Annotated in this window: 17 protein-coding genes; 10 read left to right on the top strand and 7 right to left on the bottom strand. The window is 65.1% G+C overall.

Annotated features, from left to right (window positions below; genetic code table 11):
- Nucleotides 1-78 precede the first annotated feature (78 nt).
- Both NDK18_RS15995 and NDK18_RS15990 read left to right on the top strand, forming a co-directional pair.
- A complete protein-coding gene (locus NDK18_RS15995; protein WP_250628345.1) occupies nt 79-1047 on the top strand; it encodes an alpha/beta fold hydrolase in 969 nt (322 codons plus the stop codon).
- Nucleotides 1047-2066 (top strand): VOC family protein, encoded by a 1020-nt coding sequence (locus tag NDK18_RS15990; protein WP_250628344.1) that lies wholly within the window; start codon nt 1047-1049, stop codon nt 2064-2066. Before NDK18_RS15995 ends, NDK18_RS15990 begins: the two co-directional genes overlap by 1 nt.
- An 18-nt stretch (nt 2067-2084) precedes the next feature.
- Here NDK18_RS15990 and NDK18_RS15985 read toward each other — a convergent pair whose 3' ends face one another.
- The 7 genes from NDK18_RS15985 to NDK18_RS15955 all read right to left on the bottom strand — a co-directional run bounded on the left by NDK18_RS15985 (nt 2085) and on the right by NDK18_RS15955 (nt 7805).
- Nucleotides 2085-3392: a S8 family serine peptidase gene (locus NDK18_RS15985; RefSeq protein WP_250626419.1), complete on the bottom strand. Its 1308-nt coding sequence runs from the start codon at nt 3390-3392 to the stop codon at nt 2085-2087.
- Nucleotides 3389-4021 (bottom strand): zf-HC2 domain-containing protein, encoded by a 633-nt coding sequence (locus tag NDK18_RS15980; RefSeq protein ID WP_250626418.1) that lies wholly within the window; start codon nt 4019-4021, stop codon nt 3389-3391. Before NDK18_RS15980 ends, NDK18_RS15985 begins: the two co-directional genes overlap by 4 nt.
- Nucleotides 4018-4602, bottom strand: coding sequence for a sigma-70 family RNA polymerase sigma factor (locus tag NDK18_RS15975; protein ID WP_250626417.1), 585 nt, complete (start codon nt 4600-4602; stop codon nt 4018-4020). Before NDK18_RS15975 ends, NDK18_RS15980 begins: the two co-directional genes overlap by 4 nt.
- A 73-nt stretch (nt 4603-4675) precedes the next feature.
- Entirely contained in the window at nt 4676-5404 is a 729-nt protein-coding gene (locus NDK18_RS15970; RefSeq protein ID WP_250628343.1) for a TorF family putative porin, read from the bottom strand.
- A 35-nt stretch (nt 5405-5439) separates the two neighbouring features.
- Entirely contained in the window at nt 5440-5778 is a 339-nt protein-coding gene (locus NDK18_RS15965; RefSeq protein ID WP_250626688.1) for a c-type cytochrome, read from the bottom strand.
- Nucleotides 5779-5850: 72 nt separating this feature from the next.
- Nucleotides 5851-7218 carry a cytochrome C gene (locus NDK18_RS15960; RefSeq protein WP_250626415.1) on the bottom strand — a complete coding sequence of 456 codons (1368 nt, stop codon included), beginning with the start codon at nt 7216-7218 and terminating at the stop codon, nt 5851-5853.
- A gap of 32 nt (nt 7219-7250) precedes the next feature.
- Nucleotides 7251-7805, bottom strand: coding sequence for a cytochrome b (locus NDK18_RS15955; protein WP_250626414.1), 555 nt, complete (start codon nt 7803-7805; stop codon nt 7251-7253).
- A 230-nt stretch (nt 7806-8035) separates the two neighbouring features.
- Here NDK18_RS15955 and NDK18_RS15950 point away from each other — a divergent pair, with 230 nt between their 5' ends.
- From NDK18_RS15950 to NDK18_RS15915, 8 genes are read left to right on the top strand one after another with little or no spacing between them, the layout of a single operon-like run.
- Complete coding sequence (locus NDK18_RS15950; protein WP_250626413.1) at nt 8036-8473, top strand: sugar 3,4-ketoisomerase; 438 nt, start codon at nt 8036-8038, stop codon at nt 8471-8473.
- On the top strand, nt 8458-9123 hold the full coding sequence (locus NDK18_RS15945) for an acetyltransferase (RefSeq protein WP_250628342.1): 666 nt from the start codon (nt 8458-8460) through the stop codon (nt 9121-9123). Before NDK18_RS15950 ends, NDK18_RS15945 begins: the two co-directional genes overlap by 16 nt.
- A 5-nt stretch (nt 9124-9128) precedes the next feature.
- Complete coding sequence (locus NDK18_RS15940) at nt 9129-10082, top strand: glycoside hydrolase family protein (RefSeq protein ID WP_250626411.1); 954 nt, start codon at nt 9129-9131, stop codon at nt 10080-10082.
- On the top strand, nt 10069-11001 hold the full coding sequence (locus NDK18_RS15935) for a GNAT family N-acetyltransferase (protein ID WP_250626410.1): 933 nt from the start codon (nt 10069-10071) through the stop codon (nt 10999-11001). Before NDK18_RS15940 ends, NDK18_RS15935 begins: the two co-directional genes overlap by 14 nt.
- Nucleotides 11001-12113, top strand: a complete 1113-nt coding sequence (locus NDK18_RS15930) for a DegT/DnrJ/EryC1/StrS family aminotransferase (RefSeq protein WP_250626409.1) — start codon at nt 11001-11003, stop codon at nt 12111-12113. The genes NDK18_RS15935 and NDK18_RS15930 overlap by 1 nt, the downstream gene beginning before the upstream one ends.
- Entirely contained in the window at nt 12110-13360 is a 1251-nt protein-coding gene (locus NDK18_RS15925; RefSeq protein WP_250626408.1) for an O-antigen translocase, read from the top strand. Before NDK18_RS15930 ends, NDK18_RS15925 begins: the two co-directional genes overlap by 4 nt.
- Nucleotides 13360-14304, top strand: a complete 945-nt coding sequence (locus NDK18_RS15920) for a glycosyltransferase (RefSeq protein ID WP_425502752.1) — start codon at nt 13360-13362, stop codon at nt 14302-14304. The genes NDK18_RS15925 and NDK18_RS15920 overlap by 1 nt, the downstream gene beginning before the upstream one ends.
- Entirely contained in the window at nt 14301-15461 is a 1161-nt protein-coding gene (locus tag NDK18_RS15915) for a hypothetical protein (RefSeq protein WP_250628341.1), read from the top strand. The genes NDK18_RS15920 and NDK18_RS15915 overlap by 4 nt, the downstream gene beginning before the upstream one ends.
- Nucleotides 15462-15472 lie beyond the last annotated feature (11 nt).

The following is a 15472-nucleotide window of genomic DNA, read 5'->3' as shown; positions in this document are numbered from 1 at the left end:
CCGGCGCCGTCTTTTCCTGCGCGCGGCCCACTGTCGGCTGCCGGGAGAATGCCGCCAGGGCTTCCACGGAGACAAGGCATGAGGCGCCGGCAATTCCTGCAGATGACTGCCGCGGCAGCGGCAACCGGCATGTTCGGGGGTGCTTTTGCCCGCGACCTTGCCAGGCCGACCCCCGCGGCCGGTCCTTCGAACCCGGCGACCTTTGGCGCTGCCCGCCGCTTCGCTTCCCTGCCGGTCGGACGCATCGCCTACATTGAGCGCGGCCGGGGGCCGGCTGCGCTTTTCCTGCACGGCGCGCCACTCAACGGCTTGCAATGGCGCGGCGCCCTGGACCGGCTGGCGGCGCATCGGCGTTGCGTCGTGCCGGACTTCATGGGATTGGGATATTCCGAAGTTCCGGCGGGGCGATCCTTGGCCGCGGCAGACCAGGCCGGCATGCTGGCCGAGCTGCTGGACGCGTTGCACGAACCACGCGTGGATATCGTGGCCAGCGATATCGGCACGGCTGTCGCCCAGTTATTCCTGCGGCGTTTTCCCGACCGCGTGCGCAGCTTGCTGTTGACCAATGGCGACGTCGAGCCTGACAGCCCGGCAGCCAAGGTGAAGCCGGCGATCGCCATGGCCCGTGCAGGCACGCTGGCCGATACCACCGCAGCATGGCTGACGGACAAAGCCCTGGCGCGCTCCACGTTTGGTGCCGCTGTCTACCACGACCCCAACGTGCTTACCGACGAGGTGATCGAGTACTACGTGACACCCCTGGTGGCCTCGCCGCTTCGACGGGAGCAGTACCACGCTTTCCACCTGGCGATGGAGCCCAACCCGCTGGCGGGCATCGAAGCTGAGCTGCGCAAGAGCTCGGTACCAGTGCGTATCGTCTGGGGCGCCAGCGACGACATTTTCCTGCCAAAGGATGCCCACTACCTGGACGGGGTGTTTCCCGGATCCAGGGGTATCGGCTTCGTGCCAAAAGGAAAGCTTTTCTTCCCCGAGGAATACCCGGATATGATCGCGGCCGAAGCCCGACACCTATGGGGAATCGCCTGATGAGCTCACCGAGTGTGCGTTTAGGAATCATGGTCGCGATCGCGGCGATCGGCACGGCAGGTATGTCCTTCGGCGCAGTGGCATCGCCACCGGGCAGGCAAGCTTCCGCGCCAGGCCTGCCAGGCTCCGCCCGCGTGGACCACGTGCTCCTGTGGGCACCGGACATGGACCGCGGCACAGCCGTGATGACGGTGAAGCTTGGCTTCCAGGTGCGACCGGGACGGGATCCAGCAGGCATCGCAAACCGCTACGTGCGAATGGCCGACCGAAGTTTCATTGAACTGGAAACGCTCACCCGACCCCATCCCGACATGGATCCGGGCTCGAAGGCAGACCAGGACTTGCTCCACGGCGGTGCCGGCGTCCGTACGTTCGGCCTGGGAACGAATCAGCTCGACGGTGCGCGCGATTTCCTCAAGGGCGAAGGCTTTGCGCCGACGGATATCTTCTCGGCCCCAGCCAACGACCCTGATGGCCAGGGTGCCGGACACCCGCCGCGCTGGCGTCTCTTCGCCTTCGACAAGCAGCCGTTGTCCAGCTTCCTGTTCTTCATCTACTACTCCCCTCCTCCCACCGCGGCGGACAGCGTTGCCGACGACGCGGCGGCGCGCGTGCACCCGAACACCGCCAAGTCGCTCGATGCTGTGTGGTTGTTGTCCGCCGATGCTGAGAGCGATCGAAAACAGCTGGCGAAGATGGGTTTCAGCCATGCCTCGCCCGTTCGCCTGGCGAACGTCGCCGCCCGCGGGTACGACGTCGAAGCGAAGGGAACGCACGTGTTCGTGCTGCAGCCCGATGGCCCGGGCGTGGCTACCGATGCACTGGCTGCCGGCGGCCCGCAAGTACTGGGCGTAAGCGTCGCGGTGGACAACCTTCCACGCGCCCAGCGATGGGTGGAAAGGGGTTACGAGACAAAGCTCAAGGGCTACCAGGGGCCGCTGGGTAATTCCTTCCTTGCACCGACCCACGGCGACCTGGGCCTTTGGGTGGAGTTCCACGCGGCGGCACATCCGCACTGACAGTGCATCGGTTGGAATCTACCGCGCGGCTTTCTCGCGTAGTTCCAACGCCTCAACGGCACCGGCGGCGTTCACCTGGGTGACGCCGCCGGAGGCCTTGCTGCTTTGCTGCAGGAGCTGGTGAACGGTGCGCGCATCGAGCTTCGGTGCCATGGACAGCATCAGCGCGATGATGCCGCTCACATGCGCCGCCGCCATCGACGAGCCGGAGGTGAAGTCGTAGCCGCCGGAAGGTTGCGTGGTCAGGATGTCGGTGCCCGGCGCACTGAGCACGCCGGGTGGGGCCGCCGCGGCGTTGCTGGTCCGCACCACGATCACCCCCGGGGCGTTGTCGGGAAAGCCGCCGTTGCCGCCTTCCGGGGGCATGGCTGCCACCACGATGCGGCCCTGGGCAAGCAATACGTCCAGTAGCCGCGTGAGCAACGGATCGGAGGGTCCGCCCAGGCTAAGGTTGATAATGCGCGCGTCGGTCTCGCCGATCGCCGCCAACGCGCGGGCCAGGGTGAAGGAGTTGCATCGGGCGCCGTTGCTGCCCTTTGGCGGATACCAGCACGCCTTGTAGATGCTCAGGGAAGCCTTCGGCGCCATGCCGACGATGCCCTGGTGGTTGTCGCCGACCGCCGCGATCACCCCGGCGACCTCGGTACCGTGGCTGTCACGTGCGAACGAAACCAGGTCGTTGTCCACGACATTGTGCGTGTCGTGGATGCTGGCAGCCAGGTCCGGGTGCGTTGCATCCACCCCGGTGTCCACCACGGCCACGTCCACGCGATCACCCTGGCTTATATTGTGAGCCACGGCGGCATCGGTCTCGGTGAAGCCGCGCTGCAGGTTTTCGTAGGGATCGTTGTAGTGCCGGCCATCCGCCGGCGCTTCGGCATAGGTCCGGTAGTCCTGCAGGGGCTGCGCCAGTTGCACGCGGTCGTCCTTGGCCAGTGCACTCAATAGCTCGTCGCGGCTCATGCCCAGTGGCGGTTCCAGCACTACGCAATACACGTTCAGCGCCTTGATCGGCCACCCGGCCACCTGGCGCATTCGGTAGCCCTGCTTCAATGCTTCAATCGTGAGCACCGCGCGCTGGCCGGCGTCGTATTTCTTCGACGGCGCGTAGCCGAGCACGCTGGAGCCTGCGTGCATGGACGGTGGATCGATCGGGTTGTCCACCGCCAGCACGATGTCGCGCGCTGCATCCATGCTGGCCACACCCTCGCCGCTGGTAACGCCCGGGTTGGTGGTGTCTGCAACAGGTGCCGTGACCGGTCGCGATGTCGCGCACCCGCCCAACGCCATCAATATGGCGCCCAGCGCCAGTACGCCTGTTTTCATGGCACCGAAGCGACGGGTTCGGCCAGGCGGATGCCCCGCGTGGCGCGCAGTTTTTGCAGGGTGGGAGCACCGGTAGCCGGTGCACCCGACGGCACTACGGTATAGGCGCCTACATCGTTGGGACCGCCCACCACCTGCAGGTTCAACGAATGCAGCAGCGCATTCCAGTCGGCCAGGGTCATGGTGGCGTCAGGCACCACATGCAACGCACCGGCAGGTACCGGCGCCGACGCCTGGCTCAAGGTCCGGTAAGCCGGGTTGTTGCTTTCCGACCAGTACCTTGCACCGAGCGCGCCGATGGCAAGCGCCTGCAACAGCACCGCGGCGGCAAGGGCGCGCGTCAGCCAGCCGTTCCGTACCCGTTGCACCACGGGCTTCGGTACCGGGGCATCCAGCCGCGCCAGCAGGCGCTTCAACCCCACGGCTGGATCGACGGGAATATCCGCCGGCAGCGACAGGGCAAGGCGCAGGCGCTCCTGCTGTGCGTAGTCCTCGCTGCAGGACTGGCAATGGGCAAGGTGGTCCATCAGCCAGGCGTTCTGTTCCGACGATGCGCTTTCCTGCAGCACGGAAGGCATCGCCTCCCACGCTCGGGCGCAATCCCGGTTGGTATCCATCGTGAACGTCATGGCGCGCCCTCCTTCAGTCGGGCCGGTTCGCCGGCCAGCGCGGGAAGCACGTTGCGCAATTTTACCCGCGCATGGAACAACCGTGCCTTCACCGTACCAACCGGGCACTGCATGATCACGGCCACGTCGTCCAGGCTGTGGCCTACGCCGTACACCAGCTCGATCACCACGCGCTGGTCCACGGATAACTTTTCCAGGCCCTTGCCCAGCCAGTCGCGCAGTTCGCGGTCGTCGCCCGGGTCGTGGGAAGGCAGGCGTTCTTGCGGCACCGTGTCTTCGTCGACCGGCTCATCGCCGTGCTGGCGCAACGCCTTCAGGCCACACCGGTAGGCGATGCCCATGATCCACGTGGACACGCGCGAATCGCCATGGAATGTCCCGGCTTTTTGCCAGGCAATCCAGAAGCAATCGTTGATCACTTCCTCGATCACGTCCGGACGGCGGGTAAGCCGCGACAGGAACCTGCACAAACGGCCGTGATAGCCGCGGTACATCACGCCCAGCGCGGCCCGGTCGCCCGCCGCCATGCGCTCAAGCAGCATGCGGTCGGTGGCGTCAGCCTGGAGATCAGCTTCGTTCATGGGCTGGGCGGGGTATCAATGGCCTTGAATGCCGGTAAGTACCATACCAGCCCCAAAAGGTTGCCTTCGTCGGCTAAAACGACAGGGAAACCGTGCCTATCCAGGGTGCGGCGTCCAGGTTTGCCTCACGGGCCCGGTCACCGAGGTCGGTGGCTACCCGTTCGACCCCCACCCGCCAGCGGCCGTGGGCCCAGGCCAGCCCAACGTGGCCGTAGCGGTAGGTGGGCACTTCCAGCCGTGGGCGGGGGTAGCGCACCCAGGCGCCATGGGCGTAGTACCCGCCGACCAGCACCAGGGCCTGGGAGACCCCTGCACCGGCCGAAAAGCTTAAATTCCAGGGTAGCGGCCAGCGGAAGTCGACGTCAGCGCCCGGCCGTACCTCGTGGTCGGGCGAATGGAGGGCGCGGACGGCCGACAGGGAAAGGGTGAGTGTGTCGCGGTATATCCAGGCCATGCCGGCCTCGGCGCGGGTATACACCCGGGAACTGCCGCTCCGGGTATAGCGGTAATAGGTCCCGCTGGCCTGGACTTGCCAATCGGTGGAAACCACCCAGGCACGGGAGCCTTGCACGAGCCAATCGGCGATATTCCCGGGTGAGCTCATAAGCGCCCCGGCCGAGGCACCCACCGACCAGCCATCAGGCGTGGCCCAGTTCACCGCGCCCTGCACCACGGGTCGGGCAGAGGTGATCGCCAGGCCCCGGTCCACCAGTTGCGAGCCCACGGCCACCTGGCCGCTGAAATTGGACTGGGCGTGGACAGGCACGGGCATACCGGTGGCGGCGAACCAAGCCGCAACCACCGCCAATCCCCTTGGAAGGCTTGCACACCACGTTTTCAGTGATTGGTGCCCAGGTAAGTGATGAGGTCGTCGAGGGCTTTTGGATCGTCCAGCCCATCGTATTTCATCTTGGTACCCGGGTTGGCTTGTTTCACTGGCTGCGACAGGTACCAGTGCAGTTTGTCAGCCGTCCAGACCCAGTCCGTCCTGGCCCGCAGGGCATCGGAATAGTTGAAGTCCGGGATGCTGGCCGCCTTGCGCCCGACAATGCCGAACAGGCTTGGCCCCTTCTTGTTGCGGCCTTCCTTCGTGGTGTGGCATTCGGAGCATTCCTTCTTGAAGACGTCCGCCCCGGCGGCCGCGTCACCCGCCAGGGCCGGGGGTGGGGCAAGCATCCAGCCGAGAACGAGGACCGCGGCGGATATCCCCAAAATCAACTTCGTCACACGCATTACTCCGTGATGGATTTAGAAGGCAAGGCTCGCGGCGACCGAGAACGCGTTGAAGTCGCCGGGGTTCGTCATCGGGGTACCGACGGGAGCGGCGAAGATATTGCTGGTGGCGCCGTTGAACTTGGTGAAGCGGAACCAGGTGGCCGAGAGCTTCAAGTTGCCCCAGCGGATATACGAGTCGTCCTTGCCGAAGGGCACCCAGAACACGCTGATCAGGTTGGCCGTGGTGTCCGGATCGCCATTGGGCGTGTAGCGCACTGGATCGGGCGAACCGGTACTGAGCAGGTGGCTCACGGTCACGCCGTAGCTCTGCTTGAAGATGTACGTAGCGGTGAGCGTCTGGTCGTGTGCGTTGCCGCGGGAGCGGGAAAACAGCGTCGGGTCGGAGGGGCTGGCGAACGTGCTGCCGTATTTCCGCTTCTCCAGGATATTTGAATAAGACAGCTGCACGATGTGCTCGCGGTTGCCCAGGTACTGGTAGCTGACGTCGTAGCCGAGGTCGTTTATGTCGTCCTTGGGCCCACCGTTGCGCGGGAGCTCGCGCTTGGTGGTGAGGCCCACCAGGCCCGCGGAGAAGTACTGGCTCTTCATGTCCTTCATGTACGCGAAGCGGAAGTAGCCGGTGTCGCTGAGCTTGCCCGGATCGCCCGCGACGTTGAAGCCGAGATTGTCCTGGAGCGATGTGGGCATGGACTTGTACGTACCCACCTCGCCGTACCAGTTGGTATCGAACAGCGCGTACACCGTGGCGCCGATCACCCGGCTGGCCGGGGCATTGGAGGCTGAGAAGTTCAGCAGGGTGCCGGTGACGCCGGCGGGCGAGATCGTGTTCGACGCCGACAACGCGTTCAGGGGATCGTCGAAGCCCGGCATGTTGTTGACGCTCACGCCAAGCAGAAGTTCCTTGCCGGCAAACTTCAGCTCCTTGGCCACGAAACGAAGATCCACGTTGCGCAATACCGTGTTGTAGGTGTTGTGGCCGGTGCGGTCGGCCTCGACCTTGACGAAGCCGCCCACGTTGTCGGACACGCGGCCGGCAAGGTAGAGATCGCCTTCGGAAAGGTTGGTGGTGCTGTCGCCCTTGGCCGGGGCCGAATGGGTTTCGGTCAGCTGCATGGACACCGGGATCTTGGTCCCGTTGCCGTCGGTATCGGTGTAACCGCCCATCTTGAAGCGCAAGCCATAGGGCGTGAGCATCGGGCCGCCCGGGCCGCCGCCATAGGCAGCGGCGTGGCAGTCGGCGCATGAGGAACCGGTTTGCCGTGCATAGGCCGGCACCGCCTGCGCACCGCCGCTTGCCAGCAACAGCAACAACGCCAGTGCGCACCACAGCTGCCAGGGGCGTGGCCGACGGGTCGCGCGATGGATGGTGGTGGACAACATGGAAACTCCTTGTCTCGGTTAAAGGCCGGGCATCAGCGGCGCCGCGCCGGCAACATCGCGCGCAACACCCGGTCGCGCACCACGAAATGGTGATAAAGGGCACCTGCGATGTGCAGGCAAACCAGGGCCAGCAGGACCCACGCGGCATCGATGTGCCATGCCTGCAGCTGGTCGGCGAGGTCCTCGTCGGCGGCGACGAGGGCGGGCAAGGTGAGCCCGAGGAAATGCACCGGCTTGTCCTGGGCATTGCTCAAGGTCCAGCCCAACAGCGGCAGCACCAGCAGGATCGCGTAGAGCGCCACATGGGTCAGGCCTGCAACCCAGCGCAGCGTCCAATGGGATTCGTGAGTCGGTGGAAGCTTGCCCAGGCGAATGCGCAGCGCCACCCGTACGAAGAACAAAAGGAGGACGATCAGGCCGAAGTGGCGGTGTAGCTCAAGCAGCCACAGGCGCACCGTCCGGCCATCGAGCTGATCGCGGGTCAGGATGAACGTCGCCGCCAGCAACACGCAAAGTACGGTGAGCCAATGCAAGGCCACCAATTTCCTGGGGCGCGCCGGGGCGCTCTCGTTGGTCTCCGGTGCCATGGCCTTCACTACCCTTCGTCGTCACCACGTTTGCCCTGTTCCCCGCAGCGCCGAGCCTAAAAGGCCGGCCCCGCCAGTGGGCGCTTGGTGTCAGTGAGTGCCAGGGGTGTCCCGGAAGGTTGCATGCAGCGACAACAGACCCGCTGTGGGAGCCGCGCAACCTTTCCCCATGCGGCCGGCACTCAATCACGAGGGTTGTCCCCGTGCATCGCGAGAACTGGCCAAGGCCCATGGAAATTCAACGCATCCAGTTGCAGAAGCATGGCGACCATCGCGGCATGCTGGTCGCGCTCGAACAGGAACGGAACGTTCCTTTCGAGATAAAGCGCGTGTACTACCTATTCGCCACGCGCGAGAAAGTGCACCGCGGGCAACATGCGCACCGGCACCTGAACCAGCTGGCCGTGTGCGTGCGCGGCTCGGTGAAGCTGCTCCTGGACGACGGCACCGGCCCGACCGAGGTCGTGCTGGACGACCCCAGCCATGGCCTGCTGCTGGGCTGCATGGTGTGGCGCGAGCTCTACGACTTCAGCGATGACTGCGTGCTGATGGTGCTGGCCGACCAGTTCTACGATCCGGCCGACTACATCACCGACTACAGCGACTTCCTCCGTGAGGTGAAGGCCGCGATGTTCGTGGAGGACATGGCCGCATGCCTAAGCCGCTAGTGCTCGTCGGGGCCGGCGAGTTTGCACGCATCGCACTGGAATACTTCGAACATGACAGCGACCGGGACGTGGCCGCGTTCAGTGTCGAGCGCGAGTACATCGCTGCCGACAGGATCGAAGGACGGCCGGTGGTGGCTTATGAAACGCTCGAATACGCCTTCCCACCGGAGGAGTTCGATGTATTCGTGGCGGTGCCGGCCAGCCAGCTCAATCGCCTGCGTACCCGGTTGTTCCAGGACGCCAGGCGGCGCGGTTATACCTGCGCCACGTACATCAGTTCTCGCGCCTTCGTGTGGCGTAACGCCGAGATCGGGCAGAACTGCTTCATCTTCGAAAACAACGTGGTGCAGCCGTTCGTGCGCATCGGCGACAACTGCATCCTGTGGAGCGGCAACCACGTGGGCCACCGCACGGTGGTGCACGACAACGTGTTCGTGGCCTCCCATGCCGTTATTTCAGGTTATTGCGAGATCGGCGCGGGCAGTTTCGTGGGCGTCAATGCCACCTTCAACGATAACGTCAAGGTGGCCGAAGACAACGTGATCGGCGCGGGAGCGCTGGTCACGCGCGATACCGAAGCCGGGCGGGTATACGTGGGTTCGCCCGCGCGCGCGGTGCCTGGCAAGTCCAGCTTCGATGTCGGGATCTAGCAGCCGTGCGCACGTGGAGCAGACAAGGGTTGGTATTCGAGACCGCTCGGCAAGGCGTCGGCGGCTGGATGCGGCATTCCGCGCTCACCCCCACGCCGTGGCGGCTTGACGAAGAGACCATCCGCGTCTTTGCCGGCTTCCGCGACGCCGACGGCGTCAGCCGCATCGGCCATGTCGACGTGCTCGCCGACGATCCGGCCACCATTGTGCGTGTCGGCGCCGACCCGGTGCTCGACATCGGCCGCGACGGCTGCTTCGACGACAACGGCGTGATCCTGGGCGACGTGGTGGATACCCCGGACGGCCTGCACATGTTCTACGTGGGTTTCCAACGCGTGGCCAAGGCCAAGTTCCTGGCTTTTACCGGGCTTGCCGTTTCGACGGACCGGGGCTTGAGTTTTTCCCGCGTGCAGGAAACGCCGATCCTGGATCGCGCGCCAGGGCGGAGCACCATCGCCGCGGTGCATAGCGCTTCGTACTACCTGGGCCGCTGGCGGCTCTGGTACGCCGCCGGTGACGACTGGGAATGCATCGATGGCAAGCCTTTCCCGAGATACCACATCCGCCACGTAGCCACCGCCGACCTGCACGCGATTCCCGGCACGGACGACACCTGCCTTGTTCCCCAGGGCACCGAATATCGCATCGGGCGGCCACGCGTGTACCGCGAGAACGGCCACTACACCATGTACTTCACCCGCGGCAACGTCACCGGCGAATACTTCCCCGGCGTGGCGGAAAGCCGCGACGGCATCACCTGGGAGCGCCGCGACGAGGCCTTTGGCCTGGCCCTGGCCTCCAGCGGTTGGGACTCAACCGTGATCTGCTATCCGTCGCTGCTGGCTCACCGTGACAGGTTGCTGATGTTCTACAACGGCAACGACATGGGCGTGGATGGCTTTGGCGTGGCCAGCGCCGCGCGCGTGGATTTCGAAGGTGGCGCGCATGTTCACGGTTAGGCGCTATGAGCCTTCCGATGCCGCGGCATGGGATGCACTGGTGATGCGTTCGCGCAACGGCAACCTGTTGCACCGCCGCGGCTATATGGACTACCACGCCCACCGCTTCAACGATGCCTCGCTGGTGATTGAACGCGATGGCGATATCGTCGCGGTGTTTCCCGCCAACCGGCACCAGGACATGGTGTCGAGCCACGGCGGCCTGACCTATGCGGGCCTGATCTCAGGCCAGGCATTGCGCGCCGAAGCTACGCTTGCCGTCTTCGGCAACATCCGCGATTTCTATCACGAGGCTGGCGTCAGGGCGGTGCACTACAAGGCCGTGCCGCACGTCTTCCACGCCTATCCGGCCGAAGAAGACCTCTATGCCTTGCATCGATGGGGTGCTCATCTGGTCCGGCGCGACCTGTCGTCAGTCATTCCGCTACGCCAGGCCCACGCCCTGACCCAGGGCAGGAAGGCAGCCGGCAACAAGGCCCGGAATGCCGGCGTGGTGCGACAGGAAGGCAATGATCCTGCCGAATTCCATGTGCTGCTGGTTGATGTGCTGCAACGCCACGATGCCACGCCCACGCACTCGCTGCCGGAGCTGCGCCTGTTGCAGGGTCGCTTCCCGCGCCAGATCGTCCTGCATGAAGCACGCCGCGAAGGCGAGCTGCTTGCCGGCGTATTGGTTTACGACTTCGGCCACACGGTGCATACGCAGTACATGGCGGTATCGAGTGAGGGCAGGCAGGTGGATGCCTTGAGCTTCCTGCTGGTGGAGCTGATCGGGAGTGTCTACGCCGACCGGACGCATTTCACCTTCGGCATTTCCACCGAACAGGGTGGCCAGGTACTGAACGCAGGACTGGTGGCGCAGAAGGAATTCTTCGGTGCACGCGCCGTCGTCCACGACTTCTACGACTGGGTGCTGTGATGGACGTGCCCTTCCTGAGCCTCAAGGACGTCAACGCCGGCTATGCCGACGAACTGAAGGCCGCTGCTGCCCGCGTGATCGACTCAGGCTGGTACATATTGGGCGAGGAACTGACTGCGTTCGAACACGAATTCGCCGCCTGGTGCGGTGTCGGCCATGCGGTAGGCGTGGGCAACGGGCTGGACGCGCTGGCCCTGATCCTTCGTGGCTATAAGCAGTTGGGCAGGCTGCGCGAGGGCGACGAGGTGATCGTGCCCGCCAATACCTTCATCGCCGGCTTCCTTGCCATCAGCGAAAACCGGCTGGTGCCGGTGCCAGTGGAACCGGACGCGGCGAGCTTCAACCTGGACCTGGCTTCCGTGGAACGGGCGATCGGCCCGCGCACCCGCGCGATCATGCCGGTGCACCTGTACGGCCAGCTCGCCGACATCACCGCCCTCCCCGCACTGGCCCGGCGCCACAAGCTGCTATTGATCGAGGACGCCGCCCAGGCCCATGGCGCCTCGGCGGATGGCCGCAAAGCCGGCAGCTTCGGCGATGCGGCCGCCTTCAGCTTCTTTCCCACCAAGAACCTCGGCGCCCTGGGCGATGGCGGCGCGGTGGTGACCAACGACGAGCAGCTTGCGATGTGCGTGGCGGCCCTGCGCAACTATGGCTCGGAGGCGAAGCACCGGCACGTCTACCAGGGGCTCAATTCCCGCCTGGATGAGATGCAGGCGGCGATGCTTCGGGTGAAGCTGAAGTACGTCGAGGAAGACCTGGCCTGGCGCCGCCACGTAGCGCGCCGCTATCGCCAGGGTATCCGCCATCCGGAGATCGCCCTGCCGGTGGTGCCCTGGGAAGAACGCCACGCCTGGCATCTTTTCGTGGTGCGCTGCCGGGCGCGGGACGCCCTGCAGCGTCACCTGCAAGCCCATGGCGTGCAGAGCCAGGTGCACTACCCGGTGCCGCCCCACCTGCAGCCAGCCTATAAGGGACTAAACCGGGCCAGGTTGCCGGTGACCGAACTGCTGCAGCGTGAAGTGCTGAGCCTGCCGATGGGGCCCACCCTGCGCGAAGCCGACGTCGACCGGGTGATCCGTGCCTGCCAGTCGTTCGAGTGCCCGCCATGAACATCGTGCGCGCCAGCGTCTACAGCGGCATCGCCACCGCGGCCAAGCTGGTGGCCGCGCTCGTGGTGGTGAAACTGGTGGCTTCGTTCGCCGGCCCCGTCGGCGTGGGACGGCTGGGCCAGTTCGTAAGCCTCGTGTCCCTGCTGGCGATCCTGGCCGGCGGCGGCATCAGCGCCGGCATCGTGAAATACGTGGCGGAGTATCGCCACGACCAGGAGCGGCTCTCGCGCCTGCTGGCCGCGGCGCTCTGGTACGCCTTCTGCGCCTCGTCCCTGATGGCCTGCGTGGCGCTGGCCTTCAGCCAGCCGCTAGCCACCTGGCTGCTGGGCGATCCGGGCTACGCGAGCCTCGTGCGGGTACTTGCGGTGGCGCTGCTTGGCATTGCCCTGGTCAATTACATCCTGGCGGTGATCAACGGCTTCCTGGATGTACGCCGCCTGGCCTTCGTGCAGGTTTCAGGTTCGCTGCTGGGCATCGTGCTGGTGGTATGGCTTTCGCAGTGGCTTCAATTGTACGGCGCGCTGCTGGCACTGGTGGCCGGACAAGTGATCCTGCTGCTGGTGGCCCTGCCCGCGTGGTGGCGCAGCGATTACTTCCGCCGCGACATGCTGCGCATGCGCTTCGATGGCGAGATGACCCGGCGCCTGGCGCTGTTCTCGGTGATGACCTTGTCCTCCGCGCTGCTGCCGCCGCTGGTGAACATTGCCGTGCGGGACCACCTGGCCGCCCAGTACGGCTGGGAACAGGTCGGTTACTGGCAGGCGGTGACGCGGGTATCGGATGCCTACCTGCTGTTCCTTACCACGGCGATCAACATCTATTACCTGCCCAAGCTCGCAGCCACCGGCGAGCGCGGCGCACTGATGACGGAACTCCGCAACGGCTTTCGCTACCTGATGCCGGCGGTGGTAGTACTGGCGCTGGGCGTGTACATGGCCCGGGACCTGGTCACGCGGATCCTGTTCAGCAACGACTTCACCGCCGCCAACGCCCTTTACGGGCCGCAGCTGGCCGGCGACGTGGTGAAGATCGCCTCGTTCATCCTGTCGTACATGATGCTGGCCAAGGCCATGACGCGGCTTTTCGTTGTATCCGAATGCGTGTTTGCCGGCACTTACCTAGTACTGGTGTATCTCTTCACCGCCCGTTTCGGCCTGGTGGGCGCGATGTATGCGTTTGCAGTGAATTACCTCATGTACCTGGTATTCAACGCGGTGGTAGTGCGTCGCTACCTGGGGAGCTTGTGATGATGGCCGACGGTTCAACCACGGTGCCGCCGCTGGTTTCGGTGCTGATCCCGGCGTTCAACCACGAGCGCTACGTGGAGCGGTGCCTGGACAGTGTGCTGGAAGATCCCTACCCGTCCAAGGAAATCGTGGTGATCGACGACGGTTCCAGCGATGGCACCGCCGACGCCATCGCGGCCTGGATACAGCGGCACGGCCATGAGATCCCCGTCGAATACACCAGTCGTCCGAACAAGGGCGTCTCGGCCACGCTGAACGAACTGGCCGCCCGCGCCCATGGCGAATTCCTCCGCCTGGGAGCCAGCGACGACTATCTCCTGCCCGGAGGGTTGCACGCGCAGGTGCGCTATCTGCGCGAACACCCGTCCAAGGGTGCCGTGATTGGCGACTCGGTGGTGATCGATGCGGAGGACAACCCCATTCATGCCAGCGGCATGTGCGACCTGCACGGCGCGGACAAGCGGCTTTACCTGACCGACGACGGCATCCGCCGCGCGGTGATCAGCCAGTGGGCCGTTGGCGGCCCGGTGGTGTTGATCCGCAAGAGTGCGCTGGAAACCGTCGACCGCTGGAACGAAGGCCTGCACATCGACGACTGGGACCTCTTCCTGCGCCTGGCCGCCCGCGACGCGCTTGGCTTCATCGATGTCAGCGTGTGCGCCTACCGCCTGCATGGCAAGAACCTCAGCAGGACAAGGCACTTGCCGGCGCGGGTGATGAACCTGCTCGAATCGCGCCAGGTGGCGCTACGCCGACTGCCGCTCTTCGACGAGCCCTATGCCACGCTGTTGCGTGCGCAGGTGCACCTGATCGACGCCAAGGTTGCTTACCTGCAGAAGAAGGCATGGTCACTGGCCGTGCACATGACAGCCCACCTGTGCCTGCGGCTGGCCTCGCGGCTTAAGAGGGTGGCCCACGGCGTGCCGCGGATGGGCAAGGCATGAAGAGGCTCCTGCACCTGCCGTCCACCTACCTTGGCCTGCCGCTGCTGCTTTCATGCGCGCTTACCTATTTCAGCTACGACCTTCCCACCGGCTATGCGCAGGGCCTTTTGCTGCTGGCCATGATGGCCATGGCAACCATCGTCTTCGATGCCGGATCACGCACGCGCCTGCCGCCGGTGGCGAAGTTCCGCCTTCGCCGCTATGCGGGTACGCGTGAGGCCTTCGTAGCGTTGGCTTTCGCCTGGGGCGTGGTGCTGTTCTGCGCCATCGACCTGGCGCTGTTTCCCGTCCCACTGTTCGACAAGCCATCGTCGTATGCGGTGATGGAGAACGGCCGCGAGCACGTCCGGCATATCTCGGACATGTGCTGGACGTTGCCGGTGATCGGCCTGTTGTGTGCCCGGAGCCGCGCCGTGCGCAATGCGCTGATATTCATCGGGTTGGTTTTCCCGGTACTGGTGATCGATCGCAACCGCATCTTCGCGGCATTTTTCTCGCTGGCCCTGGTGATCGCCCTGCGCCGCGACGAAAGCCGGCCGCTCCCCTGGAAGCGGATCGTGGCGATCGTGCTGGCGAGCGGGGCGATCTTCTCGATCCTGGGCAGCATTCGCTCCGGCTCCATCGAAACCGTGGCGCTGCCTTTCAGCCCGCTTTACCGTTCGCTGCCGCAAGGCCTGAAATGGCTTTTGCTATACGCCAGCGCCGGCCCATACAACTTCGGCGCGATCGAAGCGAAGCAGTACATCAACGCAAGCTTCCTGATCAACCAGCTGGTGCCCATGAGCGGCTCGGTGGCCACCGCTGGCACGAACATCCCGCTGGATGCCTCCAACATCAACGTGGGGACCGAATTCTTCCCCTTCCTGATGGCATGGGGCCCAGCCGGCGCCGTGGCCTCGATGGCCCTGCTGTACGCGATGCTGCTGTGGAGCGTGCGGCGGCTGAGCGCGGCCGTGTCGCTTTTCCCGCTGCTGATATTCCTGCGCGTGGCCTACGTGTGCGTGATGGCGCCTTTCGCGCCCCAGGCCTTTACCTGGACGAACATCGGTTTCGTACTGCTGTGCCTGGTACTGCAGCTGCTGGCCTGGTGCCTGCCGGTACGCGGTGCACCCAAACCGCTTTTTGCGACGGCGCCTGGCGCGTCGCCCTCTACCTGACTTCCAACGCG

The sequence above is a fragment of the Pinirhizobacter soli genome, assembly GCF_015905305.1.
Taxonomy (GTDB): Bacteria; Pseudomonadota; Gammaproteobacteria; order Xanthomonadales; family Rhodanobacteraceae; genus Pinirhizobacter; species Pinirhizobacter soli.
Note: the sequence above shows the minus strand (reverse complement) of the source record. Positions and strands in the feature narration are given on the sequence as shown.